Origin of the sequence: Actinomyces sp. HMSC08A09, assembly GCF_001807465.1 — a bacterium.
In the GTDB taxonomy this organism is placed as follows: Bacteria; Actinomycetota; Actinomycetes; order Actinomycetales; family Actinomycetaceae; genus Actinomyces; species Actinomyces oris.
Map to the genome: position 1 here is coordinate 1 of NZ_KV789093.1, position 24,180 is coordinate 24,180.

Consider the following 24,180-nt stretch of genomic DNA (forward strand, 5'->3'; position numbering starts at 1 on the left):
GACCGTCCCCTCGGTGACGGACTCACCCAGAGCCGGCATCTTCACCTCAGTGCCCTCGGCCGAGCCGCCGGCCTGCGGGGCGGCGGGTGCCGGCGCCTCAGCGGCCGGGGCCGGAGCCGGAGCTGGGGGCTCGGGTGCGGCTTGCGGTGCGGGGGCGGCCGGTGCCGGGGCGGAGCCCGCCTCGGAGGGGTCGCCGATGATGGCCAGGACGGTGCCGACCTCGACGGTCTCGTCCTCGGGGACGCGGATCTCCAACAGGACGCCGGATGCGGGGGAGGGGACCTCGGTGTCGACCTTGTCGGTGGCGACCTCCAGCAGGGGCTCGTCGGCCTCGACGGTGTCTCCCACGGCCTTGAGCCAGGAGGAGACCGTCCCCTCGGTGACGGACTCACCCAGGGCGGGCATCTTCACGGACTCTGACATTACTGTCTTCCTTACTCTCGTCTAGCTGGATCAGCCGTGGTTGTGCAGCGGCTTGCCGGCGAGGGCCATCGCGGCCTCGCCGAGGGTCTCGTTCTGGGTGGGGTGGGCGTGGACCAGGGCGGCGACGTCGTCGGCGTCGGCCTCCCAGGACACCATGAGCTGTCCCTCACCCACCTGCTCGCCCATGCGGGCTCCGATGGCGTGGAAGCCCAGGATCGGGCCGTCCTTGAGGGAGACGAGCTTGACGAAGCCCTGCGTCCCCAGGATCTGGCTCTTAGCGTTGCCGGCCACGTTGAACTCGGCGGAGGTGATGTTCTCCTTGCCGTGGATCTCGGCGGCCTTGGCCTCCGACAGCCCCACCGAGGCGATCTCGGGCTCGCAGAAGGTCACCTTGGGGACCAGGACGTCATCGACCGGAGTCGGGTCCAGGCCCGCGATCTTCTCCGCCACGACGATGCCCTGGGCAAAGCCGCGGTGGGCGAGCTGGACACCGGGGACGATGTCACCCACGGCCCACACGCCCGGGACGTTGGTGCGGCCGTACTCGTCGGCCAGGACGAAGCCGCGGTCCATGGCGACCCCGACCTCCTCATAGCCGAGGTTGGCGGTCGCCGGTCCACGGCCCACGGCGATGAGGAGGACCTCGGCCTCATGGGTCTTGCCGTCCTGGGTGCGCACGGTCACCCCGCCGTCGTGGCGCTCGACCGACTCGAACATCGTGTTGGTGCGGAAGGTGATCTTGCGCTTGCGGAAGGCGCGCTCGAGCTGCTTGGAGATCGCCTCGTCCTCGTTGGGCACCAGGTGGGGCAGCCCCTCGATGATAGTGACCTGGCTGCCCATGGAGGCCCAGGCCGAGGCGAACTCCACCCCGATGACGCCGCCACCCAGAATCACTGCCGAGGCGGGGACGTGGTCCATCTCCAGGGCCTCCTCGGAGGTGATGACGCCTCCGGAGATCTCCTGCCCGATGGTCTTGGAGTAGGAGCCGGAGGCGAGGACCACGTTGCGGCCGGTGATGCGACGGCCGTCAACCTCGACGGCGTCGGCGGCCACCAGACGTCCCCACCCCTGGATCAGATCGATGCCCCGCGAGGACACCAGGCCCTCCAGGCCCTTGTGCATCCGCGAGACGATGCTGTTCTTGTACTTCTGGACGCCAGGCATGTCCACGCCCTCGAAGGCGGCCTTGATGCCCACCGTGGCGGCCTCGCGCACGGCATCGGCGGTCTCGGCGGCGTGCAGCAGGGCCTTGGTGGGCACGCAGCCGCGGTGGAGGCAGGTGCCCCCCAGCTTGTCCGCCTCGATCAGGGCGACCTTGAGGCCCAGTTGGGCGCCACGCAGGGCGGCGGCGTAGCCCCCTGATCCCGCGCCCAGAATGACCATGTCGTAGACGGTCTCTGTCACGAACTCACTCCTTGTTGGTTGGTCACGTCGCCCCCGCGGGGCGGCTCGGCACGGAGCCATTGTTCCACCTGAAGAGGGAGTGCAGGAGCCACGGGGGTTGCTGTTTAGGGACCAGAGTCCTGAAAACGGGGTGAGACGCATCACCGTTCATGGGTGGTTTCGGCAACGAGCCGTGCCGGGGCGCTCGTGTGAGGCCCCGGCACGGCTCGTCGTCAACTCGCCTTCGCTGGACGCGGGCTCAGGAAAGGATGCTGACCTCGGCGGACAGCGAACGGAGCAGCTCCACCAGGGTGGAGACCCCCATACCCGTCCCGCCGGTCGGAGTCAGGCCCCAGGGAGAGGAGTCGTTGTAGGCGGGACCGGCGATGTCGAGGTGGGCCCACGGCCGGTGCCCGACGAACTCGCGCAGGAACAGCCCGGCCGAGAGCATCCCGCCGGCACGCGAGCCGACCTTGGTGTTGCGCAGGTCGGCGAAGGGCGAGTCCAGGGTGGCGCGCAGGTGCGCCGGCAGCGGCATCGGCCAGAAGGACTCCCCGGCCCGCTGCGCCGCGGCGACGACCTCCTCGCGAAGGTCCGGTGTCCCCATGACGGCGGCCACGTGGTCGCCCAGGGCCACGATCTGTGCCCCGGTAAGGGTGGCCACGTCCAGGACGGCATCGGGCTCCTCCGTGACGGCCCGTGCCAGGGCGTCGGCCATGACCAGGCGCCCCTCGGCGTCGGTGTTGGTCACCTCCACAGTGGTGCCGTCGAACATCGTGATGACGTCGCTGGGACGCTGGGCGTCGGCGCCGGGCATGTTCTCGGCCAGTGCCAGCCACGCGGTGACGCGGATCGGAAGTGCCAGGCGCGCGGCCGTGACGATGGCGCCCAGCACGGTGGCGGCCCCCGCCATGTCGGACTTCATCTCCGGCATGGATGAGGCCGGCTTGAGGGACAGGCCGCCGGAGTCGAAGGTGATGCCCTTGCCGATGAGGGCGACGTGCTTGGGGCGGCCGGCTGCTCCGTCGCCCTCGGCCTGTGAGCCCTCCTGCCCGCCGGAGGCCTTGGCTGCGTGCTCCGGCGACCACTCCAGACGGACCAGGCGCGCCGGGTGCACCGAGCCCTGAGCCACGCCGAGGATCCCCCCGAAGCCCTGCTCGACCAGTGCCGGGGCGTCCCAGATCTCAACGCGGATGCCGGCCTCCTGCCCGGCTGCGCGGGCCCTCTCGGCGAAGACCTCCGGAGTCAGCCGGTTCGGCGGCTCGTTGACCAGATCCCGGGTCAGTGCCGTGGCCTGGGCCAGCGCCAGGGCTCCCGTCAGCGCCTCCTGCCCCTCGGGGGTGTCGGCCAGGGGGGAGATGATCGAGATGGTCGTGAGCGGGGAGGTGTTCTTCGAGGCCGTCTCCTGTCCGGGGCGGTCCTCGTTCTTCGTCGCGCTCCAGGAGTAGGCGCCCAGGGCGGCTCCGTGCGCGACGGCGGCGAGCTGCTCCTCGCAGAGCGTGGGCAGTGCCAGGACCGCGGAGTCGGTCCCGGCCAGTGCTCGGGTGGCGCGTCCTGCCGCCCGGCGCAGGAGACCGGTCTGGTCGTAGCCCAATGCGGCCTCGTCGTCAGTGGTGACGGCGAGCGGATCGGTGTCGGCCCAGCCCGTTCCGACGCCGACCACGAGGATCGTCGCCGGTCCCCGGTAGCCCTGGGCAGTCACCGCGGAGGAGGGCAGACGCACCACCGAGTCCTGGGCGCCTGAGAAGCCCAGGGTGGGCAGCAGGGTCACCAGGGCGTTGATGTCCAGGTCCTCCAGGGCGGTGCTCGACGGCGGCTCGAGGCCCTCCAGGAGAATCTCGGGGGCCTCGGCCCCGTCCCGGCCCGGCGCTGCGGCCAGGACGAGCACGTCGGCCTCGGCCTCGGTGCCGGAGGCGTCATGGGGCCCGATGTCAGATGCCGCCTCGGAGCCGCTGCCCTTGACGCTGGCACCGTCGGCGTTGCCCTCCTGGTCCTCGGAGGCATCCTCGTCGCCGTCGGAGTCCTGCTTCAGGTCCCGCTTGGCGGCTTCGGCATCTGTCGAGCCGGCTCCGTCGCCGGCTGCGGGAGCCTCGGAGCTCTCGGCCTCCTCGACCGTGTCGACCTCGGCCTGACTGCTGAGGTCGGTATCCTTGCGGTCATCGTCCGCCGAGGCGCGTGCGTTCAGGGATTTGGTCAACTTAATGGTGCTCACGTTGTGAATAGTAACGTTCTGGCATTGGTTGGAGGTTGAACCTGTGCTGCGCGTGCCGAAGGTCATCACACGGAAAGGTCGTTCCTCATGGACGAGCGCTCATCGGTACGCCCGGTACAGGACACCCGCCGTCCCGCATACGGGTGGGGGCGGATCCTGGTTGGCGTCTTCGCCGTCTTCGGGGCGATCGTTCTCGTCCCCTCGCTGACGACGCTGCTGAGAAGCCCCGACGAGGAGCCCGCGGTGTGGTCGCTCAACCTCCTGGGGGGCGTCCTGTACCTCCTGCTGGCCGTCTGCGTGGCCCACAACGGGCGCCGGATGCGCAATATCGGCTGGATGTGCCTGGGGGCGCTGGCCACCATGGCGGTGCTCATCGGTGTTCTCACCCTGCCCGCCCCCTCGCCCGCCGACCTCAGCGTCTCGGTGTGGGCGCACTGGGGCCGGTCCCGGTGGTACCTGCCCGCGATCCTCCCGGTGGTCGCCGCCGCGTGGATGTGGATGTCCGACCCCCGGCGCATCGTGGCCAACGCCGAGCGCATCACCGAGCTGTCCGACACCCTCACCGAGAGCATTACCGAGAAGGCCCGGGCGGTCCAGGAGGGCCGGGCTCACAAGACGTCCCGCGGAGGTCGGGACCGGTAGGGCGCTGCGGCAAGTTCTACGGCGCCGGAGCGTGTCGAGCCCCGGCGGACTCTCATCGGCGCCTGGAACGGCGCGAGCTGCGCGAGCTGCGCGAGCTGCGCGAGCTGACTCGGCTGATACGGCTGATTCTTCCGATTCTGCGCCGAGGAACGGGGCGGGAGTGCCACCTGTCCTGAAGCCGTGAGCCCCAGGAGGTGTAGGTTGCGGCGGCTGTGCGAGCCTGCGCCTGGGCCTCGTAGACCCGTTCGACGACGATCCTCTGGGACACCCAGCCCACCAGCTCCTCCGCACCGGAGCCAGCGGCGCGGGCGACCACGGGAAGCCCCTCCAGGCGGGTATCGGTCAGGGCCTGAAGCACGTCAGTCGCCTCGTCCTTGCCGTCCAGACGGTCACGGACCAGCGACAGGTCTGCCACCGTCGCCGGCTGGGCAGAGGCGTCGTCGGAGTCCTCGCTCAGGAGCGCCCCGGCGAGCTGCGCGGCCGTCACACAACCGAGCAGCTCGCCGGTGCCGCTCTGTCCGGTAGCGACCACGGGCAGGGCCGAGAGGTCACGCCGGCTCATCACGGAGGCGGCCTGGCTGAGCGATGCCGTGGCCTGGAGTACCGCGGGCGGGTCCACCATGAGCCGGGACGCGCGGGTGCGTCCCAGGAGCGTGGTGGCCATCGGATCCTCGACATCCTCTCCGCGACGACGCAGCTCCTCGGTGAACAGTGTGCCGCGTGACAGGAACCGGCTGATGAAGGTGGCCAGCACCGTCGCCAGCATGAGGGGCACCAGGAGCGCGTGCTGCCCGGTCATCTCGATGATGAGCAGGACCGCCGTCATCGGGGCGCGAGCCGCACCGGCGAAGACCGCCCCCATGCCGATGACCCCGAAGACCCCGGCGGCCGGCGCGTAGCTGGGAGCCACGAGGGTGCCGAAGGCGGCACCGAGCGTCCCACCGATGAACAGGGACGGGGCGAACACCCCGCCGACGAAACCCATTCCCAGGGTCAAGGAGGTCGCCAGCATCTTGGCCACGCACAGCACCAGCAGCAGTGTCAGCGCGTAGCGTCCCGCCAGCGCCCGGTTGAGAGCGGCTGATGACTCGCCGTACATCTCGGGCAGAACCAGGAGAGTCGCACCGACCGCCAGCCCGCCAATGCCCGGCCGTGCCCAGATCGGCACGCCCAAGCGCTGCCAGGCACGGGTCAGGGCATCGAGGATGACGAAGCGAAGACGCATGAAGCCGATACCGACGCCCCCGCCCACGGCTCCCAGCAGCGCGACCCAGCCCAGCTGGGCGTCACCGGACAGGTCCAGGTAGGGGAGCGACAGCGACAGCGTCGTCCCCAGCAGGTGGTGCGACAGGACCGTCGAGGAGACGCAGGCCAGGACAATGACGATGAAGGCGTCGGCGCTGAAGCCCATGAGGATGACCTCCAGGGCGAAGAAGGCCCCAGCCAGCGGCGCGTTGAAGGCGGAGGCAATGCCGGCGGCCGTTCCGGCGGCGGCCAGGTGGCGGATCGAGGACCGGCGCAGCCGCAGCCCCCGTCCGATGATGCTCGCCGTCGACGCGCCCAGCTCGGCGATCGGCCCCTCCGGACCGACCGAGCCCCCGCCACCGATCGTCAGCGCAGCCGACGTCGTCGCGGCCAAGGCCGGCAGGGGCGCCATGGTGCCGTCGCCGTGGCGAGTGGACCAGATGACGCCGGCCACCCCGTGGCCCGTGGGGGTCCGGCCCAGTCGGGACATCAACGGTCCTGTCAGCAGGCCGGAGAGCACCGGGGTGACCAGGACGAACCAGGTTCCCAGAGGCGCCAGGAGCCCGACCGAGGGCCCCATCGACACGGTGTAGTCGTCGGCTCCGCTCAGCAGCTGGGACCAGGCGTCGATTCCCAGCCGGAACAGCACCGCACCCAGGCCCGAGGCGAGCCCTACCAGCACCGCCAGGATGTAGAGGCCGAAGCGATGATGGCGGAAGAGGCTGCCTGCGCGCCGTGACAGGGTGGCGGACAGCCTCCTCCAGACGCGATCCATCAGTTCAGGTTCTCCACCTTGACCGTGAAGGTCTCCTCCTCACCCTGCCCCTCGGCGTGGGAGGAGTCTGCGCCGATCCCCCACACCTGCCGGTAGAAGCTCAGCTCGGCCTCGTAACGCCGCCGGATGTTCGTCGCCAGACGGAAGCCGTGGCCCTCACCCTGGAAGACCTCCAGGGCCACCGGGGCGCCGGTCTCCTTGAGAGCCTCGTACATGGCGGTGGCCTGCTCCGCCGGGACGATCGGATCCTCCGAGCCCTGGATGAGCAGCAGCGGGACGTTGATGTCCTCGATGTGGTTGATGGGGCTGCGCTCATCGAGCACCGGGGCGTCGATGTCCTGGGTGCCTATGAGCTGGCCGATGTAGTGCGACTCGAACTTGTGGGTGGTGCGCACCAGCCTCTTGAGGTCGGTCACCCCGAAGCAGGAGCTGGCCGCCGTGAACACGGAGGAGCGGGTGATGGCCGACAGCACCGTGAAGCCTCCGGCCGAACCTCCGCGGATCGCGATACGGCGCGGGTCCACGAGTCCGGCGTCGACCAGGTGCTGGGCCCCGTTGACGCAGTCGTCGACGTCGTAGATGCCCCACTTGCCCTCCAGGGCCTTGCGGTAGCCGGTTCCGTAGCCCATGGAGCCGCGGTAGTTGACGTCCAGATAGCCGAAGCCCCGGCTGGTCCAGTACTGGATGCGCAGGTCGTAGCCGGGGACCGCCGTGGCCGTCGGTCCGCCGTGGACGTTGACGATCAGCGGCGCCAGCTCGTCGTCGGGGCCAGTGTGAGAGGCCGACGTCGGCGGGTAGTAGAAGCCGTGGGCGGTGGCGCCGTCGCTGGTGGGCCAGGAGACCGGCTCGGGGAAGGACACCCCGGTACCCTCAGGCACGAACTCGCCCGAGCCGCGCAGCACCTTCACCGTGCCGTTCTTGACCTCCACGATGCTGGGCATCGACATCTCATTGGAGGCCAGCATGACGACGCGACCGGCGTTGGAGGCGACGTTGCCAATCGGCTGCCACCCCACGTTCCACTCCTCGAGCTCCCCGTTGGCGAGCTTGATGGTCCCCAGGTGCGAGACCGCATCGCGGGCCCAGGAGGTGATGATGTGCTCGGAGTCGAGCACGTCGAAGGAGTGCGGCCCCAGCTGCCATGAGGCCGGGTTGGTGAAGGTGGCCTCGGCCGGGTGCAGGGGGCGGGTGCGCAGCTTCTCCGACCAGCCGGTGCGGTTGGTGCCGCGTACCGGGAAGCCCTCAGTGCGGTAGAGGTTCCAGAAGCCCGAGGCGTTGGAACCGTGCACCAGCTCGCACTCCTCGGTCCAGCGGGGCTCGGAGACCGAGTGCCCGTTGCCGCCGTCCACCAGCGTCTGCTCGCCCAGTGCCCCGTCCGGGCCGAGGTCCCCCACGTGCAGGCTGGCGTTGTCCCACGGCATCCCCGGGTGGTTCCAGGTGATCCAGGCCAGGTGCTCGCCGTCGGGGGACAGCGTCGGGGCGACCACGAAGTCCGTGCCCGACACCAGTGTGCGCACGCGGGAGTCATCGCGGGCGGCCGAGCCGTCCAGGGGAATGGCCACCAGGGTGTTGACGGCCTCGCCGCCGCCCCGGTGGTCCTCGCGGACGGCATAGACCAGGCCCCGGCCCGTGTCGATCTCCAGGTCGCCGTGTCGCACGTCCCCGTAGATCGTGAGCGGGACCAGGCCCCGCATGCGGTGCGCCACGTCGTACCGGTAGAGGCGCCCGTCCCCGGCGTGCGAGACCACGATGATCCCGCTGTCGACGGCGTAGGCCCTCCCTCCGTACTCGTGCACCCGGGTGCGCACATCGACCAGCTCGTCGGCAGGTGTCAGCGGAAGCACCTCACCGATCTGTCCGTCACCGTTGCGGCGGAGCAGCACGTTGCGGCCCGCCTGTGAGGCGCGCTGCTCCACCCAGTAGGTGTCTGCGCCGTCAACGCGGACCTGGGAGAGCAGGACCGTCCGGGTCGTGATGGTGCCCGGGGTGATGGGCGAGGGCCAGGTACCGAAAGGGGCTGTGGTGCTCATGGTTCCTCCTGGAGGGCAGTCCTGAGGGGCGGTCGGGCGATCAGGAACGACGCCGTCGACCGGTGGGCGCGGACGGTTCGACACCCAAGGCATACAGTACGTGCTCAGCCGTGACCCGCGTGACACGTGGCCGCACAGTGGTCGTGGCGGCTCTATGCTGAGCACCCTCGGTCGACTCAGGAGCGTCGCTCCGGGAAGCCTGGCGGTCCCCGGGCCCGGGAAGGAGACTCCTGAGAAGACCCCTTCGCCGCGTCAACGGCTACCCTGTCCCGAGTGCCGCTTCAGCGACCCGCCGCGGCTCGCTCTTGAGCGACACGAACAACTCGTCACCACCTTCGACAAGGAGGCGCACCGTGCCAGCAGCTGCTGAGCGCCCGGCAGGGCCCGCCGGACAGACCGGCAAGGCGCTCCTGCCGTGCGTGCGCAAGCCCGCCGACCTCGATCGGCTCACCAGCGAGCAGCTGGTGACGCTCGCCTCGGAGATTCGCCAGCATCTTGTCGCCTCAGTGGCGCGCACCGGCGGCCACCTCGGCCCCAACCTCGGGGTCGTCGAGCTGACGATCGCGCTGCACCGCACCTTCCGCTCCCCGCGGGACACCATCGTGTTCGACACCGGCCACCAGGCCTACGTCCACAAGCTGCTCACCGGTCGTCAGGACTTCACTCATCTGCGCGAGCGCGGCGGCCTGTCCGGATACCCCTCACGGGCCGAGTCCGTCCACGACGTTGTGGAGAACTCCCATGCCTCCACCGCCCTGTCCTGGGCCGACGGCATCGCCCGGGCCAACCACCTGCAGGGCCACGACGAGCGCCACGTCGTCGCCGTCATCGGGGACGGCGCCATGACCGGGGGAATGGCATGGGAGGCCCTGGATAACATCGCCGACTCCTCGGACCGCCACCTGGTCATCGTCGTCAACGACAACGGCCGCTCCTACGCCCCCACCATCGGGGGACTGGCCCACCACCTCGACGCACTGCGCACCAATCCCGGCTACGAGCGTGTCCTGTCCGGGGTCAAGCGGACGCTCCTGTCGCAGGGCGCCCCCGGCCGGGCCGCCTTCGACGCCCTGCACGGACTCAAACGGGGGCTCAAGGACGTACTGGTTCCCTCGGCCTTCTTCGAGGACCTGGGGATCAAGTACACCGGACCGGTTGACGGCCACGACATCACGGCCGTCGAGTTCGCCCTCACTCGCGCCCGCGAGTATGCCGAGCCGGTCATCGTCCACGTCATCACCGAGAAGGGGCGGGGCTACACCCCGGCCGAGGAGCACGTCCCCGACCGCTTCCACGCGGTGGGCCAGATTCATCCCGAGACCGGCTTGCCGGTGGTGGCCGAGCGCTTCGGCTGGACCGCCGTCTTCGCCGAGGAGATCGTCTCCCTGGCCCGCGGAGATGAACGGATCGTCGGGGTCACCGCCGCCATGCAGGCCCCGGTGGGCCTCCAGCCCCTGGCCGATGAGATGCCGACGCGGGTCATCGACGTCGGCATCGCCGAGCAGCACGCGCTGACCTTCTCCGCCGGCCTCGCCTTCGCCGGCATGCACCCGGTGGTCGCCCTCTACGCGACCTTCCTCAACCGCGCCTTCGACCAGGTGCTCATGGATGTCGCCCTGCACCGGGCCGGAGTGACGATCGTCCTGGACCGGGCCGGAATCACGGGAACTGACGGGGCCAGCCACAACGGCATGTGGGACATGGCGCTGCTGGCGCACGTTCCTGGTCTGCGCCTGGCGGCCCCCCGCGACGAGGCGACGCTGCGCGAGAGCCTGCGCACAGCCGTGAGCACTGACGATGCCCCCACCGTCGTGCGCTACCCCAAGGGCGCGCTGCCCGAGCCCCTCACCGCGTTGCGACGCCTCGGTCCGGAGTCGGAGGAACCGGGGCGCGGCGGGGATCCGGTGCACCAGGACACGCCTTCCGTCAGTGTCTTCGACGTCGTCGATGTCCTGCTCGAGAGCCGCCGGCCGGCCGGTGGCGCGCGGATCCTGCTGGTGGGGGTGGGTGCCATGGCCACCCAGGCCTACGAGGCCGGCAGGCTCCTTGAGCAGGAGGGGCACGCCGTCACCGTGGTGCACCCGCACTGGGTGATTCCTGCCCCGGCTCCTCTCGTGACGGCCGCAGCCGACGTTGATGTCGTCGTCGTGGTCGAGGACGGTCTGGTCGACGGCGGTATCGGCTCCCAGCTGCGTGACGCGGTCGAGGAGTACCAGGCCGCCCACAGCGCTACCGGGGGCTCGCCGGTCTTCCGCCGCATCGGCGTTCCGCGCCAGTTCGTCGACACGGCCACCCGCGCTCAGCTGATGGAAGACTTCGGCATGCGAGCGGCTGATATCGCCCAGGCGGCCCGCAGGGCGGCCGACGGCGCCACAGGCCCCCGCGCCGACCAGGACCTTAGGGCCGAGTAGGGCAACGCAGGAGGCGCTTCGGCTCCAGCTCGTCGCGGAGTAGGCGGAATCCGCTGGGACACCTGTCCTAATCGTTCCGATAGGTCGATGCGCTGGGAACGCGACCACATTCGTCTTCGTTGTCGAAGGCTAGGGGGAACTGGCGGCCGGTGCCGGATATCCGCCCAACGAGTCGATATAGGGACTTATGTCCTGGATTGCGACGGCGGTGACCGACCTGTGAGTCATCTAACCGGCTCTTCTTGGGACCAGCGACCCACAAGCCATCCTCTGAGTTCTAGTCTGAGATCGACGGCGCGCCGATGTGCCGCCTCGCCTCATAAGGGCGATCACAACCGGGTGGCTCTCCGGTCACCCACATGAGGAGGGCACGGATGACCACTGAGGTCACAACATCTGCCACCACGGCGAGCGGCAATGACGCCTGGGAAGGCTTCGTTACCGGACCGTGGACCGAGGACATTGACGTCCGCGACTTCATCCAGCGCAACTACAACCCCTACGACGGTGACGCCTCGTTCCTCGCCGACGCCACGGACAAGACCCTGCGTCTGTGGGACACCCTGGAGAAGGACTACCTCTCCGAGGAGCGCAAGGTCCGCATCCTCGACGTCGACACCCACACCCCCGCCGACATCGACGCATTCCCGGCCGGCTACATCAGCGAGGACGATGACGTCATCGTTGGTCTGCAGACCGACTCCCCGCTGCGTCGCGCCATGATGCCCAACGGCGGCTGGCGCATGGTGGAGACCGCCATCAAGGAGGCGGGCAAGGAGGTCGACCCCGAGGTCAAGAAGATCTTCACCCGCTACCGCAAGACCCACAACGACGCCGTCTTCGACATCTACACCCCGCGTATCCGCGCGGCGCGCTCCAGCCACATCATCACCGGTCTGCCCGACGCCTACGGCCGCGGCCGCATCATCGGTGACTACCGCCGCGTGGCGCTCTACGGCGTCGACTTCCTCATCGAGCAGAAGCAGAAGGCCAAGGACGCCGTAGCGGACGAGCCCTTCTCCGAGCACTGGGCCCGCTACCGCGAGGAGCACTCCGAGCAGATCAAGGCGCTCAAGAAGCTCAAGGTCATGGCCGCCTCCTACGGCTACGACATCTCCGGGCCGGCCAAGAACGCCCACGAGGCAGTCCAGTGGACCTACTTCGCCTACCTGGCCTCCGTGAAGTCCCAGGACGGCGCCGCCATGAGCATCGGCCGTCTCTCGGCCTTCCTGGACATCTACTTCGAGCGGGACCTGCGCAACGGGGTCATCGACGAGACCCGCGCCCAGGAGCTCATCGACAACATCGTCATGAAGCTGCGCATCACCCGCTTCCTGCGCACCATCGACTACGACCAGATCTTCTCCGGCGACCCCTACTGGGCCACCTGGTCCGACGCCGGCTTCGGTGAGGACGGTCGCGCCCTGGTCACCAAGACCTCCTTCCGTCTGCTGCAGACCCTGCGCAACCTCGGTCCGGCCCCGGAGCCGAACATCACGATCTTCTGGGACGAGAACCTGCCGCAGGGTTACAAGGACTTCTGCGCCCTCATCTCGATCACGACCTCCTCCATCCAGTACGAGGCCGACGAGCAGATCCGTGAGCACTGGGGCGACGACGCCGCGATCGCCTGCTGCGTGTCCCCGATGCGCGTGGGCAAGCAGATGCAGTTCTTCGGCGCCCGCGTCAACTCCGCCAAGGCCCTGCTCTACGCCATCAACGGTGGCCGCGACGAGATGACCGGCAAGCAGGTCGTCACCGGTCTGCCCGGCATCGAGGGCGACGGCCCCCTCGACTTCGACGAGGTCTGGGACAAGTACGAGAAGATGCTCGACTGGGTGGTGGCCACCTACGTCGAGGCCCTCAACATCATCCACTACTGCCACGACCGCTACGCCTACGAGTCCATCGAGATGGCGCTGCACGACTCCGACATCGTGCGCACCATGGGCTGCGGCATCGCCGGCCTGTCGATCGTGGCCGACTCCCTGGCGGCCATCAAGTACGCCAAGGTCACCCCGGTTCGCGACGAGACCGGCCTGGTGGTCGACTACGTCACCGAGGGCGACTTCCCGATCTACGGCAACGACGACGACCGCGCCGACGACATCGCCGCCACCGTGGTCCACACGATCATGTCCAAGATCAAGGCCCAGCCCTTCTACCGCGACGCCATCCCGACCCAGTCGGTGCTGACGATCACCTCCAACGTGGTCTACGGCAAGGCAACCGGCTCCTTCCCCTCGGGGCACCAGAAGGGCACCCCCTTCTCGCCCGGAGCCAACCCGGAGAACGGGATGGACACCCACGGCATGGTCGCCTCGATGCTCAGCGTCGGCAAGCTCGACTACAACGACGCCCTCGACGGCATCTCGCTGACCAACACGATCACCCCGCAGGGACTGGGTCGCACGCTCGACGAGCGCGTCGCCAACCTCGTGGGCATTCTCGACGCCGGCTTCGTCCCCGACGACTGCGCCGAGATCTGATCGAGCCGCTCAATCCGGCCGATCACACCGCAGCAATTTCCACACATCGATAACATCACCTCAGAAAGGGGCCACCATGGCCACGTACGAAGAGCGCCTCGCCTCCATGAAGGCACAGCGTCAGGACAACGGCGGCGTCAAGGGCCTGTACCACGCCAACATCAACGTCCTGGACCGCAACACCCTCGAGGACGCGATGGAGCACCCGGAGAACTACCCGAACCTCACGGTTCGCGTCTCCGGCTACGCCGTCAACTTCGTCAAGCTGACTCGCGAGCAGCAGCTTGACGTCCTCCACCGCACCTTCCACTCCCAGGCCTGAGCCCTGGAGCACGGCGAGCGGTCATGACGCAGACCACGACGACCGTGCGCGACGGCGGTCGGGACCAGGACTTCCTGGCCCCGGCCGCCCGCTTGCGCGGTGCGGGTATCGGCGGGCTCGAGGAGCTGACGGATCTTCAACGCTCGGAGCGTCTGGCTCGGATGCGCGATGGTGAGCTGGGCTCGATCCACTCCTGGGAGCTCGTGACCGCGGTGGACGGCCCCGGCACCCGGATGACGGTCTTCCTCAACGGATGCCCCCTGCGGTGCCAGTACTGCCACAATCCCGACACCTTCCTCATGAAGGACGGGGAACCGGTGGAGGCCTCGGAGCTTCTCCGCCGCATGCGCCGCTACCGGGGGGTGTTCCGCGCGTCCAAGGGCGGGATCACGCTGTCGGGCGGCGAGGTCCTCATGCAGCCGGCCTTCGCGGGCAGGCTCCTGGCTGGGGCCAAGAAGATGGGCATCCACACCTGCATCGACACCTCAGGATTCCTGGGCGCCAATGCCAGTGACGAGATGCTCGATAACATCGACCTGGTCCTGCTCGACGTCAAGAGCGGTGACGAGGAGACCTACAAGAAGGTGACGGGGCGCTCCCTGGCCCCGACCATCACCTTCGGTGACCGTCTGGCGGCCAAGGGGATCGAGATCTGGGCCCGGTTCGTGCTGGTCCCGGACCTGACGGATGACCCTGAGAACGTCCACAACGTGGCCCGGATCATCGAGCGCTGGGGCTCGGTCAGCCGCGTCGAGGTGCTGCCCTTCCACCAGATGGGTACCGACAAGTGGGACGCCTTGGGACTGACGTACCAGCTTCGTGACACCAGGCCCCCGGAACCGGAGCTGGTGGAGTCCACTCGCGCCATTTTCCGTTCCTACGGCTTCGAGGTCCACTGAGGCCGGCGAAGGTCACTGGTTTCTCGAGCCGAGCTCCTCTGACGAGAATCACGTCGTGCGCCGTCCACGTCTCCGTGGGCGGCGCACTGTGGTACGCGCGTGCTGGCGCGTCAGCCCAGTGCTGCGGCGAGAGCGGGGGCGGCCTGCTCGATCTGCCACGGCCTGGCCCCCATGGCGGCCAGACGCTCACTGATCTCCTGAGCAGTGACTCTGCCGGTGCGACCGGCCTCGATCTCCGCGCCGAGGTCCCAGGCCAGACGACGTTGGCACTCCGGGGTCAGGAGGAGCTCCTGGGGCACGCGGATCTCCTCAGCGTGCTGTCTGATGGCCGCGCGTACCTCGGTGAGCCGCTCGGCGGCCGCGGCGTGGTGGCGCTGCCAGGAGCGCGGATGGGGGAGCTCGCCGGGCGCCAGTGGTGCGCGGGTGGGGGGAAGCTCGTCGTCGGGCAGCTCCAGGGCTCGTTCGATGGCTCTCCACCAGCGCTCCTGGTTCTGGCGGGCCTGGCGGGAGGAGAACTCCTTGAGGGCGCTCATTTTGCGTCGTGACCGGGGGCGGGCGACGGCAGCGGCGACGAGTGCCTGGTGGGGCAGGACCTTGGAGGGGGTGCGGTCGAGCTCTGCGGCCAGCTGCTCGCGCGAGTTCCACAGCTCGCGCAGGATGGCCAGTGAGCGGGGGGAGCGTACGGAGCTGCCTGCTCGTGGGGTCTTGCGCCACGGGTCGACCTTGGCGGGCCTGGCCGGCTTGGTGCGCACGTGCTCGAACTCCTGGGCGGCCCACTGGTCCTTGCCGGCTGCTTCGAGTTCGGTGGCCAGGGCTTCGCGTAGGTCGATGAGCAGCTCGACGTCGAGGGCGGCGTAGGTGAGCCAGGAGGTGGGCAGGGGCCGGGTGGACCAGTCCGCGGCCGCGTGGTCCTTGGCCAGGCGCAGGCCCAGGGTCTCCTCGATGACGGCGCCGAGCCCGACGTGCTGTCGGCCCAGGAGGCGGGCTGCCAGCTCGGTGTCGAACAGGGAGGCGGCCTTCAGGCCGCGTGCGGTCAGGCAGGGGATGTCCTGGTCGGCGGCATGGAGGATCCACTCGGGTCCGTCAAGGGCTGTGGCCAGTTCGGTCAGGGGCCCGGTGGTGACCGGATCGATGAGCAGGGTGCCGACGCCGTCCCGGCGCAGCTGGATGAGGTAGGCGTCCTGTCCGTAGCGGAAGCCGGAGGCTCGTTCGGCGTCGACGGCGACGGGGCCCCGACCGGCCGCCAGGAGCTGAGCGGCTCGGTTCAGCTGGGTGGGGGTGGCGGTGATCTCGGGGAGCCCGTCCTTGGGACGGGGATAGTCGACGATGTCGTGCGGGTTGATGGGGTGATCTGTTGTGCCAGGGGGGACGGCTGGGCGGGGCACGGCCGAGGAAGCAGTTGGGCGGGGCACGCCGGTGCGGCGGGGCGTCACCTTCCGGCTCCGGCGAGAGTGAGGGGGTGGACTGCGGCCGGTTCATGGCCGGAGGCGACCAGCAGCAGTTCGTGCCAGGCGGTGAGGTGGGGGCCGAGCTGGGGGGTCGTGGGGGACCAGGATGCCCGGATCTCGGCGTGGGCGCAGGAGTCGGTGAGGGTCAGCCCACCGAAGGTCTCGGACAGGACCCTGGTGACGGTTCCGACCAGTGCGTGGTAGCCGGCGCGGGAGTCCTCCAGGCCGTCGGTGAGCCAGCTCCAGGCGGCGGACTCGAAGACGGGGTCCATGCCGATCTCGTCGTCGATGCGGGCGCGCGCCTGCACCACGATGCGGAAGTCCCCGTCCCAGGCCTCCTGGCCGTCGGGGTCGTGGAGGACGACGAAGCGTCCGGTGGCCACGGGGGTGGCGCCGACTGTCTCCACGGTTTCGGCGCTCAGGGCGGCGGAGTAGGGGGCCAGCTTCTTGGGGGCGGGCACCTCCTCCATGAGGAGCCCTCGGGGGCGGGGCGCGTCGCGAAGGGACAGGAGCGCTTCCTCGAATCGTTCGGGGATGCCACCTGCCTCGTTCTGACGCGGCCTACCGTTGACAGTCACGGATGCCACGCTAGTGCGCTACCGCAGTGGGCACATGAAGCCACGCCGCTGGGAGGGTTGCATTGTGTCAACGAGGTGCCTGCCTTTCTGAACGGATGTGCATCGGCCGCTTCCGGTTCGCCGGCATCTGGTCGGCCGGGGAAGCCTCCTGGTGGGACTGGTCAGCGTCGGGCGATGAGCGTCTGTCCGGGGGGCAGGCAGGATGGGTCGGAGCCGACGGGGTCCCAGGAGAGGAGCACCTTGCTCGGCTCGGGAGCGGGCCGTGGCCTCCCGGAGAGGTTGGTGACGACGACGATGTCCTCGTAGGTCACGGTGACAACGTCGTCGGTGTCATCGATCTGCGGCCACGCGGTGCGCTGGGACCATCCCAGCTCGCGGCGCAGGGCGGTCAGTGCCCGGTACCAGGCCAGCATGTGGGCGTGTTCGGTCTTGTCCAGCTCGGACCAGTCCAGGCGTGAGGCCTCGACGGTCCCGGCATCCTGGGGGTCGGGGATCTCATCGGCATCCCAGCCGAAGCCGGCGAACTCCCGGGCGCGCCCCTGGCTGACGCTGCGGGCCAGGTCCTCCTCCTCGTGGTCGGTGAAGAACTGGAAGGGAGTGCGGGTTCCCCACTCCTCGCCCATGAAGAGCATGGGCGTGTAGGGCGACAGGAGCACCAGGGCGGCAGTGGCGGCCAGGGCGGCGTCGTCGAGACCGGCCGAGGGGCGGTCCCCGACGGCTCGGTTGCCGATCTGGTCGTGGTTGGAGCCGAAGACGACGAAGCGCCTGGGGTCGGTGTCCTCGGGGACGGGGGCGCCCCAGACCCGGTCCCGGAAGGTGGACCAGATGCCGTTGTGGAGGAAGGCGCCGCCATAGGCCTTGGTCCACGCCCCGGGCTCGGCGAAGTCGGCGTAGTAGCCCTGCGCCTCCCCGGTGATCCGTGTGTGCAGGGCGTGGTGGACGTCGTCGGCCCACTGGGCGGTCATGCCCAGGCTGGGGGTTGCGGCGGGGGGCTCCTGGCCGGTGGGGGTGATGACTCCGACGTCGTTGAGGTCGGCCTCGGCCACCAGGCTCAGGGGCCGGTCCAGCTCGTCGGACAGCGCGGCCACGGCGTTGGAGAGCTCGGCCAGGACGTGCGTCTGTGGAGGGTCGGCGGCTGCGGCGTCGTCCTTGATCTCGTGGATGGCGTCCAGGCGCAGGGCGTCGATGTGGAAGTCCCGCAGCCAGCGCAGGGCCGAGTCGATGACGAAGGCACGCACCTGATGACTGCCGTCGTGGTCATAGTTGACGGCCTCACCCCAGGGCGTGTGATGGGCGGGGGTGAAGTAGGGGCCGAAGACGCTGAGATAGTTGCCCGACGGGCCCAGGTGGTTGTAGACGACGTCGAGGCACACGCCGATGCCGGTGCGGTGGGCGGCGTCGACGAAGCGCATCAGGGCCTCGGGGCCCCCGTAGGCCTCGTGGACGGCCCAGAGGCCCACCCCGTCGTAGCCCCATCCGGCTCGACCGGGGAAGGCGGCCAGGGGCATGAGCTCGACGATGTCGACGCCCAGCTCGGCCAGGTGATCGAGCCGGGAGATGGCGCTGTCCAGGGTGCCCTCGGGGGTGAACGTGCCCACGTGGAGCTCGTAGATGACTGAGCCGAGCAGGTCCTTGCCCATCCAGTCCTGGTCGGTCCACTGCCAGGCGGTCGGGTCCACGGTTCGTGAGGGGCCGTGGACACCGTGGGGCTGCAGGGCGCTGCGGGGATCGGGGCGGTCGGGGGAACCGTCGACCCGGAAGGCATAGTCGGTGCCCGGCTCCAGGTCGAAGGGGGCGGCCCACCAGCCGCCGGGGGCCGGGACCATGTCAACCAGCCGGTCATCCAGTCCCTCATCGCCGGGCAGGTGCAGCTCGACCCGTCTCGCCGTGGGGGCCCACACGGGAACGCGGGGGCCCACAGGCAGGGCCGGTGACTGCCAGGTCCAGGATGCCGGGCTCATCGGGCGGCCTCCTGCTCCTGGGCGGCCTGGTCTGAGTCGGTCTGGGAGTCGGGGGAGCCGACCCTGGCCAGGACGACGACGGCATCGTCCCCGACCACCTCGGCCAGAGGCTGGCTGCCTCCCTCCACGGTGCCGGTGCGCAGGACGTGCTCCCAGGTCCCCTCCGGCAGGACGATGCTCTCCTCACGCCATCCCCCCAGCTGCTCGAGCCGCCGGGACAAGCGCCTGACGATGACGACGACGTCGGGGATCTCGTCGAGCAGGCGGGTGTAGGCGAAGGCGAAGGAGGTGGTCACCGGGATCGTGCGGTAGCCCGAGCGGGGACCGACGAAGGTGTGGGGGCGAGCAGCGCGCAGACGCGCCAGGCGTGAGGTGAGGAAGAGCTTGTCCTCATCCAGGCTGCGCGGTGCGGCTCCGGAGTCGAGGCGCTCCAGGGCGCTGATGAGACCCGAGTGCCCGGCGTAGTCGACCGCGCGACGGTTGTCGGGGTCCACCAGTGAGGTGCGGGTGGTCTCGCTGCCCTGATAGATGTCGCTGACCCCCATCCAGGTCAGGGCGAGCGCCTTGCCGGCGAGGATCGCGGTGCGTACGGACCTGGCCGTCAGGGCCGCGAAGGCCTCGAGCTCGTCGCGGACCTCCTCGCTGGTGAGCAGGTGGGTGGCGTAGTCGGTCAGGGCCTGTTCCCGAGCCAGGTCCGGGGCGGTCCAGGTGGTCCAGATCTTCTGCTCCCGGGAGGCTTTGACGAGGTAGGCGCTCAGCCGCTCGGGGGTCATGGGGTCGTCACTCTCGGGTGCCCAGGTCCCCCATAGGGTCTGCCACAGCAGGTTCTCGCTGCGCCCGTCGAGGTCCAGGGGGCGGACCTGTGCGGTCATGGCGCGCAGACGGTGGATGAGGTCGCTCCACTCCTCGGCGTAGGAGGCCAGCACGTCCAGGCGGGCGCGCACGTCCTCACCGCGCTTGGTGTCGTGGGTGGTGGAGGTGACCATCGTGTCGGGCCAGGTGTTCTGGATCCGGTCGGCCCACGCGTGGGCCTCATCGGCGCTCAGTGCGAAACCGGCCGGGTTGCCGCCGACCTCGGTGAGGCTGGTCAGGTGGGTCCATCGGTAGAAGGCGGTGTCCTCCACTCCCTTGGCGGTGACGGCCCCGCACACCTGTTGGAAGCGGATGATGGCCTCGGTGCGCTCGGGGGACTCCGACAGGCCCTCGGAGCCGACTGGCTCACCCAGGAGGATGGCGACCACGAGGTCGAGGGTCTCTCCCTGGTCCGGCTCGAGGCGCTGGCGCGCCCGTTCGGCGTCCGCCTGGAGGACGGCGGCCGTCTCCGGGCCTGGGGGCGTCCCGGGAACGACATAGACCCGGTACTGGTCGGCGGCCACGAGCAGTTCGACGACGCAGGCCCGCAGGTCGCGCAGGGTGTGGTCGCGCAGGCGCACGTCCTGGGAGGTCAGGGAGTCCAGGATGCGGGCCAGACGGTCGACCTCCGCGGCCAGTGAGCCGGCGATGACCTCGCGCTTGGCCTCCTCGACGATGCGGTCGTAGTCCACCGGAGCGTCCCCGGTGAGCTCCTGCATGAGCGCGCCCAGGCGGGCCGCGCCGGCGGGGTCCACCTGGAGCTGGTCGATCCGCCAGGCGGCGTCGTAGCCGGTGGTTCCGGCCACCGGCCAGGAGGTGGGCAGGGACTCGTCGGGCGCCAGGATCTTCTCCGCGGCGATCCACGCCCCGCTGGTGGCCTCGGCCAGCTGGGTGAGGTAGCCACCGGGGTCGGCCAGGCCGTCGGGGTGGTCGACCCGCAGGGCGCTGATGACTCCGTCTCTCATGAGGTCGAGGATGAGGCCGTGGCTTCCGGCGAAGACGTCGGGCTCCTCGACGCGGATCGCGGCCAGGGTGCCGACATCGAAGAACCGTCGGTAGTTGATCTCCTCGTCGCCGACCTTCCAGTAGGCCAGGCGGTAGTGCTGGCGCTCGACGAGGACGTGCATCGGTAGCGCCTCGGTGCCCTGGGCAACGGGGAAGGCGTGGTCGTAGTAGCGCAGCACCCACTGCTCGCCCAGATCCTCCTGCCCCGGAACCACCATCTGCTCCAGGGTGAGCTCATCATCGGCCAGGACGGCGCCGATGCGCTTGCCCAGGATCGGCATGAGGATGGGCTCGTCCAGGGAGAGGTCGAACCAGGCGGCGTAGGGGGAGTCCGGTCCCTCACGCAGCACCGACCACAGGGGCAGGTTGTGCCAGCCGGGGGTGGGCACGGCCATGTGGTTGGGAACGATGTCCACCACAACGCCCATCCCATGGGCGTCGGCCTCGGCGGCCAGGGCCTCGAGTTGCTCCCTTCCTCCCATGACGGCCGAGACCCGGCGGTGATCGACGACGTCGTAGCCGTGGGTGGAGCCCGGCGCGGCGGTGAGGATCGGGGAGAGGTAGAGGTCGGTGACTCCCAGATCGGCCAGGTAGGGGACCAGGGCCTTGGCGTCTGCGAAGGTCAGATCCTCACCGAGCTGGAGACGGTAGGTGGTCACCGGCGTCCGGTGTTCCGGAGCCGGCACGTGCCCCGACCACGGCGCGTAGGCGGGTGTCTCCGCAGAACCCGCCGAACCTGCCTGATCCACTGCTGCGTCCACTGCGTCGGTCATGTCACTTCCTGAAGCTCGTCTGGTCTGCGTCGGGTGGTGCTGCTTGATGGGTGATGTGCGTTCGGTGGTGCGCCGGAGGGCCGCGGAGAGCCCCTACCTCGGGTGGCGCTCCGTGGTGGCGGCGGACTCGGGGGCGTCGATGAGGAAGAGCATGGAGCGGGCCTCGACCACGACGGTGTCGTCAGCAGCGAGAACCGGGTCGGAGTCCCCGTCCACTGCGGGAGCCGTGTCCAGCGCGACCTTCCAGGTGGGGGCGTACCCCTCGCCGGGCAGGGTGAAGGTGATGTCCTCGTCGGAGGCGTTGATGAGTACGAGGAAGGAGTCGTCCACGATCCTCTGGCCCCGCTCATCGGGCTCGGCGATCGCCTCCCCGTTGAGGAAGACCATCATGGCCCGGGCGTACCAGGTGGTCCAGTCCTGGTCGGTCATGGACTCACCGGCCGGAGTGAGCCACTCGATCTCGCCGAGCTCGCTCTCCCCGCCGTGGCGGGCGTCCCCGGTGAAGAAGCGCCGACGCCGCAGCACCGGGTGGTCGCGACGCAGCCACATCATGGTGCGGGTGAACTCCAGCAGGTCGTTGTCCTGCTCACTGAGATCCCAGTTGACCCAGGAGATCTCGTTGTCCTGGCAGTAGACGTTGTTGTTGCCCCCCTGGGTGCGTCCCATCTCGTCGCCGTGGCAGATCATGGGCACGCCCTGACTGAACAGGACGGTGGCCAGGAAGTTGCGGGTCTGGCGCTGACGCAGCTCGGTGATCGTCGGATCGTCGGTGGGCCCCTCGGCGCCGCAGTTCCAGGACCGGTTGTTGTTGTCCCCGTCTGCGTTGCCCTCGAGGTTGGCCTCGTTGTGCTTCTCGTTGTAGGAGACCAGGTCACGCAGCGTGAAGCCGTCGTGGGCGGTGACGAAGTTGATGCTGGCCACCGGGGTGCGCCCGGCATGCTGGTAGAGGTCGGAGGAGCCGGTGATACGGGAGGCGAACTCGCCCAGGGTGGAGGGCTCCCCGCGCCAGAAGTCGCGCACGGTGTCGCGGTACTTGCCGTTCCACTCGCTCCACAGGGCCGGGAAGCCGCCCACGTTGTAGCCGCCGTCGCCCACGTCCCAGGGCTCGGCGATGAGCTTGACCTGGGAGAGCACCGGGTCCTGGTGGATGATGTCGAAGAAGGCGCTGAGCTTGTCCACCTCGTGGAACTGGCGTGCCAGAGTGGAGGCCAGGTCGAAGCGGAACCCGTCGACGTGCATCTCGGTGACCCAGTAGCGCAGCGAGTCCATGATGAGCTGGAGGACCGCCGGCGAGCGCATGAGCAGCGAGTTGCCGGTACCGGTGGTGTCGAAGTAGTGGCTGGCCGAGCCATCGACGAGGCGGTAGTACGAGCTGTTGTCGATGCCTCGGAAGGACAGCGTGGGGCCCAGGTGGTTGCCCTCGGCCGTGTGGTTGTAGACCACGTCCAGGATGACCTCGATGTCGGCCTCGTGGAAGGCCTTGACCATGGACTTGAACTCCTGGACCTGCTCACCCTCGGCGCCGTAGGCGGCGTAGGTGTTGTGCGGGGCGAAGAAACCGATCGTGTTGTAGCCCCAGTAGTTCGACAGGCCCTTCTCCTGCAGGTGGGTGTCGTTGACGAACTGATGGACCGGCATGAGCTCGATGGCCGTCGCGCCCAGGTTCTTGAGGTGGTCGATGACGGCGGGCTGTGCCAGACCGGCGTAGGTGCCCCGCAGGTCCTCGGGAACCATCGGGTGCAGCTTGGTCATGCCCTTGACGTGGGCCTCGTAGATGATCGTCTCGTGGTACTCGTGGTTCGGGGGACGGTCGTGGCCCCAGTCGAAGTAGGGGTTGATGACCACCGAACGCATGGTGTGGCCCGCCGAGTCCTCCTCGTTGCGCACCTCCGGGTTGTCGAAGGAGTAGGAGTACAGCGTCTGGGACGGGGTCACCTCGCCGGAGATCGCCTTGGCGTAGGGGTCCAGCAGCAGCTTGGAGGGGTCGCAGCGGTGACCGGAGGCCGGGTCGTAGGGGCCCGCCACCCGGTAGCCGTACTTCTGGCCCGGAGAGATCCCGGGCAGGTAGGCGTGCCAGACGTCACCGTCGACCTCCTTGAGCGCCACCCGCTCCTCGTGGCCCTCGTCGTCGAACAGACACAGGTCGACACCGGTGGCGGCCGAGGAGTAGAGGGCGAAGTTCGTTCCCGAGCCGTCATAGGTCGCCCCGAGTGGGTAGGGGTGGCCCGGCCAGATCTGGCGCTGGGGGCCCTCCTGAGGTTCCGGTGCGGCCTGAGGCGTCGGTGTTGTCGGCGTGGTCATGGGGACTACCCTGCCACGACTGAGGTGCGAAGGCAGGAGAGTGGGAGAAAGACATGTCACGTCGGAGCGTCTCCCGGCACGTCCCGGGTGCTGCTCGGTGATCGAGGCGGGTCGGCGGGGCGTGAGACACCTCATGAGGACACGGGCTCGGCTGCGTTTTGCCTCCGAGGGATACCTCTGCTAACTTTCTTCCCGCACCCCACAAGGGTGTCACGCGGATGTGGCTCAGTTGGTAGAGCATCACCTTGCCAAGGTGAGGGTCGCGGGTTCGAGTCCCGTCATCCGCTCGGGCGATTGGCGCAGCGGGAGCGCGCTTCCCTGACACGGAAGAGGTCACTGGTTCGATCCCAGTATCGCCCACCAGAACCGATAGTCGAAGTGAGCCCGGAGCCCAGCGCTCCGGGCTCTTGTCGTTCTTCGGGAAGGCGGCC

The 24,180-nt window shown here is 69.3% G+C and carries 15 protein-coding genes and 2 tRNA genes; 7 read left to right on the top strand and 10 right to left on the bottom strand.

Annotation, left to right across the window (positions count from 1 at the left end):
- The 3 genes from HMPREF3165_RS02805 to HMPREF3165_RS02815 all read right to left on the bottom strand — a co-directional run.
- Positions 1-423: biotin/lipoyl-containing protein (locus tag HMPREF3165_RS02805; protein ID WP_305366986.1), on the bottom strand; the 423-nt coding region annotated here is incomplete at its 3' end.
- Positions 424-453: 30 nt separating this feature from the next.
- Positions 454-1,827: a dihydrolipoyl dehydrogenase gene (gene lpdA / locus HMPREF3165_RS02810; protein WP_060957826.1), complete on the bottom strand. Its 1,374-nt coding sequence runs from the start codon at positions 1,825-1,827 to the stop codon at positions 454-456.
- A gap of 238 nt (positions 1,828-2,065) precedes the next feature.
- A complete protein-coding gene (locus HMPREF3165_RS02815; protein ID WP_141744999.1) occupies positions 2,066-4,084 on the bottom strand; it encodes a leucyl aminopeptidase in 2,019 nt (672 codons plus the stop codon).
- Between the two features lie 21 nt (positions 4,085-4,105).
- Here HMPREF3165_RS02815 and HMPREF3165_RS02820 point away from each other — a divergent pair, with 21 nt between their 5' ends.
- Positions 4,106-4,660, top strand: coding sequence for a hypothetical protein (locus HMPREF3165_RS02820; RefSeq protein WP_070510719.1), 555 nt, complete (start codon positions 4,106-4,108; stop codon positions 4,658-4,660).
- A gap of 52 nt (positions 4,661-4,712) precedes the next feature.
- Here HMPREF3165_RS02820 and HMPREF3165_RS02825 read toward each other — a convergent pair whose 3' ends face one another.
- Positions 4,713-6,680, bottom strand: coding sequence for a chloride channel protein (locus HMPREF3165_RS02825; protein WP_004564786.1), 1,968 nt, complete (start codon positions 6,678-6,680; stop codon positions 4,713-4,715).
- A complete protein-coding gene (locus tag HMPREF3165_RS02830) occupies positions 6,680-8,710 on the bottom strand; it encodes an alpha/beta hydrolase family protein (RefSeq protein ID WP_020991485.1) in 2,031 nt (676 codons plus the stop codon). Before HMPREF3165_RS02830 ends, HMPREF3165_RS02825 begins: the two co-directional genes overlap by 1 nt.
- A gap of 353 nt (positions 8,711-9,063) precedes the next feature.
- Between HMPREF3165_RS02830 and dxs the strand changes: the two genes are divergently transcribed.
- The 4 genes from dxs to pflA all read left to right on the top strand — a co-directional run bounded on the left by dxs (position 9,064) and on the right by pflA (position 14,831).
- Positions 9,064-11,121, top strand: a complete 2,058-nt coding sequence (gene dxs / locus HMPREF3165_RS02835; protein ID WP_020991486.1) for a 1-deoxy-D-xylulose-5-phosphate synthase — start codon at positions 9,064-9,066, stop codon at positions 11,119-11,121.
- Positions 11,122-11,495: 374 nt separating this feature from the next.
- Entirely contained in the window at positions 11,496-13,610 is a 2,115-nt protein-coding gene (gene pflB, locus HMPREF3165_RS02840; protein ID WP_040321104.1) for a formate C-acetyltransferase, read from the top strand.
- Between the two features lie 76 nt (positions 13,611-13,686).
- A complete protein-coding gene (gene grcA2 / locus HMPREF3165_RS02845) occupies positions 13,687-13,932 on the top strand; it encodes an autonomous glycyl radical cofactor GrcA2 (protein ID WP_009406209.1) in 246 nt (81 codons plus the stop codon).
- Positions 13,933-13,955: 23 nt separating this feature from the next.
- Positions 13,956-14,831: a pyruvate formate-lyase-activating protein gene (gene pflA, locus HMPREF3165_RS02850; RefSeq protein WP_004564789.1), complete on the top strand. Its 876-nt coding sequence runs from the start codon at positions 13,956-13,958 to the stop codon at positions 14,829-14,831.
- 110 nt (positions 14,832-14,941) lie between these two features.
- On the opposite strand, the gene HMPREF3165_RS02855 is transcribed toward pflA, so the two are convergent.
- The 5 genes from HMPREF3165_RS02855 to glgX form a co-directional block, all read right to left on the bottom strand.
- Positions 14,942-16,216, bottom strand: coding sequence for an HRDC domain-containing protein (locus HMPREF3165_RS02855; RefSeq protein ID WP_004564790.1), 1,275 nt, complete (start codon positions 16,214-16,216; stop codon positions 14,942-14,944).
- A 44-nt stretch (positions 16,217-16,260) separates the two neighbouring features.
- Positions 16,261-16,866 (bottom strand): DUF3000 domain-containing protein, encoded by a 606-nt coding sequence (locus tag HMPREF3165_RS02860; RefSeq protein ID WP_040321105.1) that lies wholly within the window; start codon positions 16,864-16,866, stop codon positions 16,261-16,263.
- A 152-nt stretch (positions 16,867-17,018) separates the two neighbouring features.
- The gene (gene treZ / locus HMPREF3165_RS02865) at positions 17,019-18,818 is read right to left on the bottom strand and encodes a malto-oligosyltrehalose trehalohydrolase (RefSeq protein WP_004564792.1); all 1,800 of its coding nucleotides are present in this window, start codon (positions 18,816-18,818) and stop codon (positions 17,019-17,021) included.
- On the bottom strand, positions 18,815-21,448 hold the full coding sequence (treY, locus tag HMPREF3165_RS02870; RefSeq protein WP_004564793.1) for a malto-oligosyltrehalose synthase: 2,634 nt from the start codon (positions 21,446-21,448) through the stop codon (positions 18,815-18,817). Before treY ends, treZ begins: the two co-directional genes overlap by 4 nt.
- A gap of 93 nt (positions 21,449-21,541) precedes the next feature.
- A complete protein-coding gene (gene glgX / locus HMPREF3165_RS02875; protein WP_004564794.1) occupies positions 21,542-23,749 on the bottom strand; it encodes a glycogen debranching protein GlgX in 2,208 nt (735 codons plus the stop codon).
- 214 nt (positions 23,750-23,963) lie between these two features.
- On the opposite strand from glgX, the gene HMPREF3165_RS02880 reads away from it, so the two are divergent.
- Positions 23,964-24,036: transfer RNA gene (locus HMPREF3165_RS02880), tRNA-Gly, on the top strand.
- Between the two features lies 1 nt (position 24,037).
- A tRNA-Val gene (locus HMPREF3165_RS02885) sits at positions 24,038-24,112 on the top strand.
- Positions 24,113-24,180: the final 68 nt, after the last annotated feature.

Bases quoted from the DNA above. Each gene is read 5' to 3' on its own strand.
- HMPREF3165_RS02815 (WP_141744999.1), bottom strand. From the start codon at position 4,084: ATGACCTTCGGCACGCGCAGCACAGGTTCAACCTCCAACCAATGCCAG.
- HMPREF3165_RS02820 (WP_070510719.1), top strand. From the start codon at position 4,106: ATGGACGAGCGCTCATCGGTACGCCCGGTACAGGACACCCGCCGTCCC.
- HMPREF3165_RS02825 (WP_004564786.1), bottom strand. From the start codon at position 6,680: ATGGATCGCGTCTGGAGGAGGCTGTCCGCCACCCTGTCACGGCGCGCA.
- HMPREF3165_RS02830 (WP_020991485.1), bottom strand. From the start codon at position 8,710: ATGAGCACCACAGCCCCTTTCGGTACCTGGCCCTCGCCCATCACCCCG.
- pflB (WP_040321104.1), top strand. From the start codon at position 11,496: ATGACCACTGAGGTCACAACATCTGCCACCACGGCGAGCGGCAATGAC.
- grcA2 (WP_009406209.1), top strand. From the start codon at position 13,687: ATGGCCACGTACGAAGAGCGCCTCGCCTCCATGAAGGCACAGCGTCAG.
- pflA (WP_004564789.1), top strand. From the start codon at position 13,956: ATGACGCAGACCACGACGACCGTGCGCGACGGCGGTCGGGACCAGGAC.
- treZ (WP_004564792.1), bottom strand. From the start codon at position 18,818: ATGAGCCCGGCATCCTGGACCTGGCAGTCACCGGCCCTGCCTGTGGGC.
- treY (WP_004564793.1), bottom strand. From the start codon at position 21,448: ATGACCGACGCAGTGGACGCAGCAGTGGATCAGGCAGGTTCGGCGGGT.
- glgX (WP_004564794.1), bottom strand. From the start codon at position 23,749: ATGACCACGCCGACAACACCGACGCCTCAGGCCGCACCGGAACCTCAG.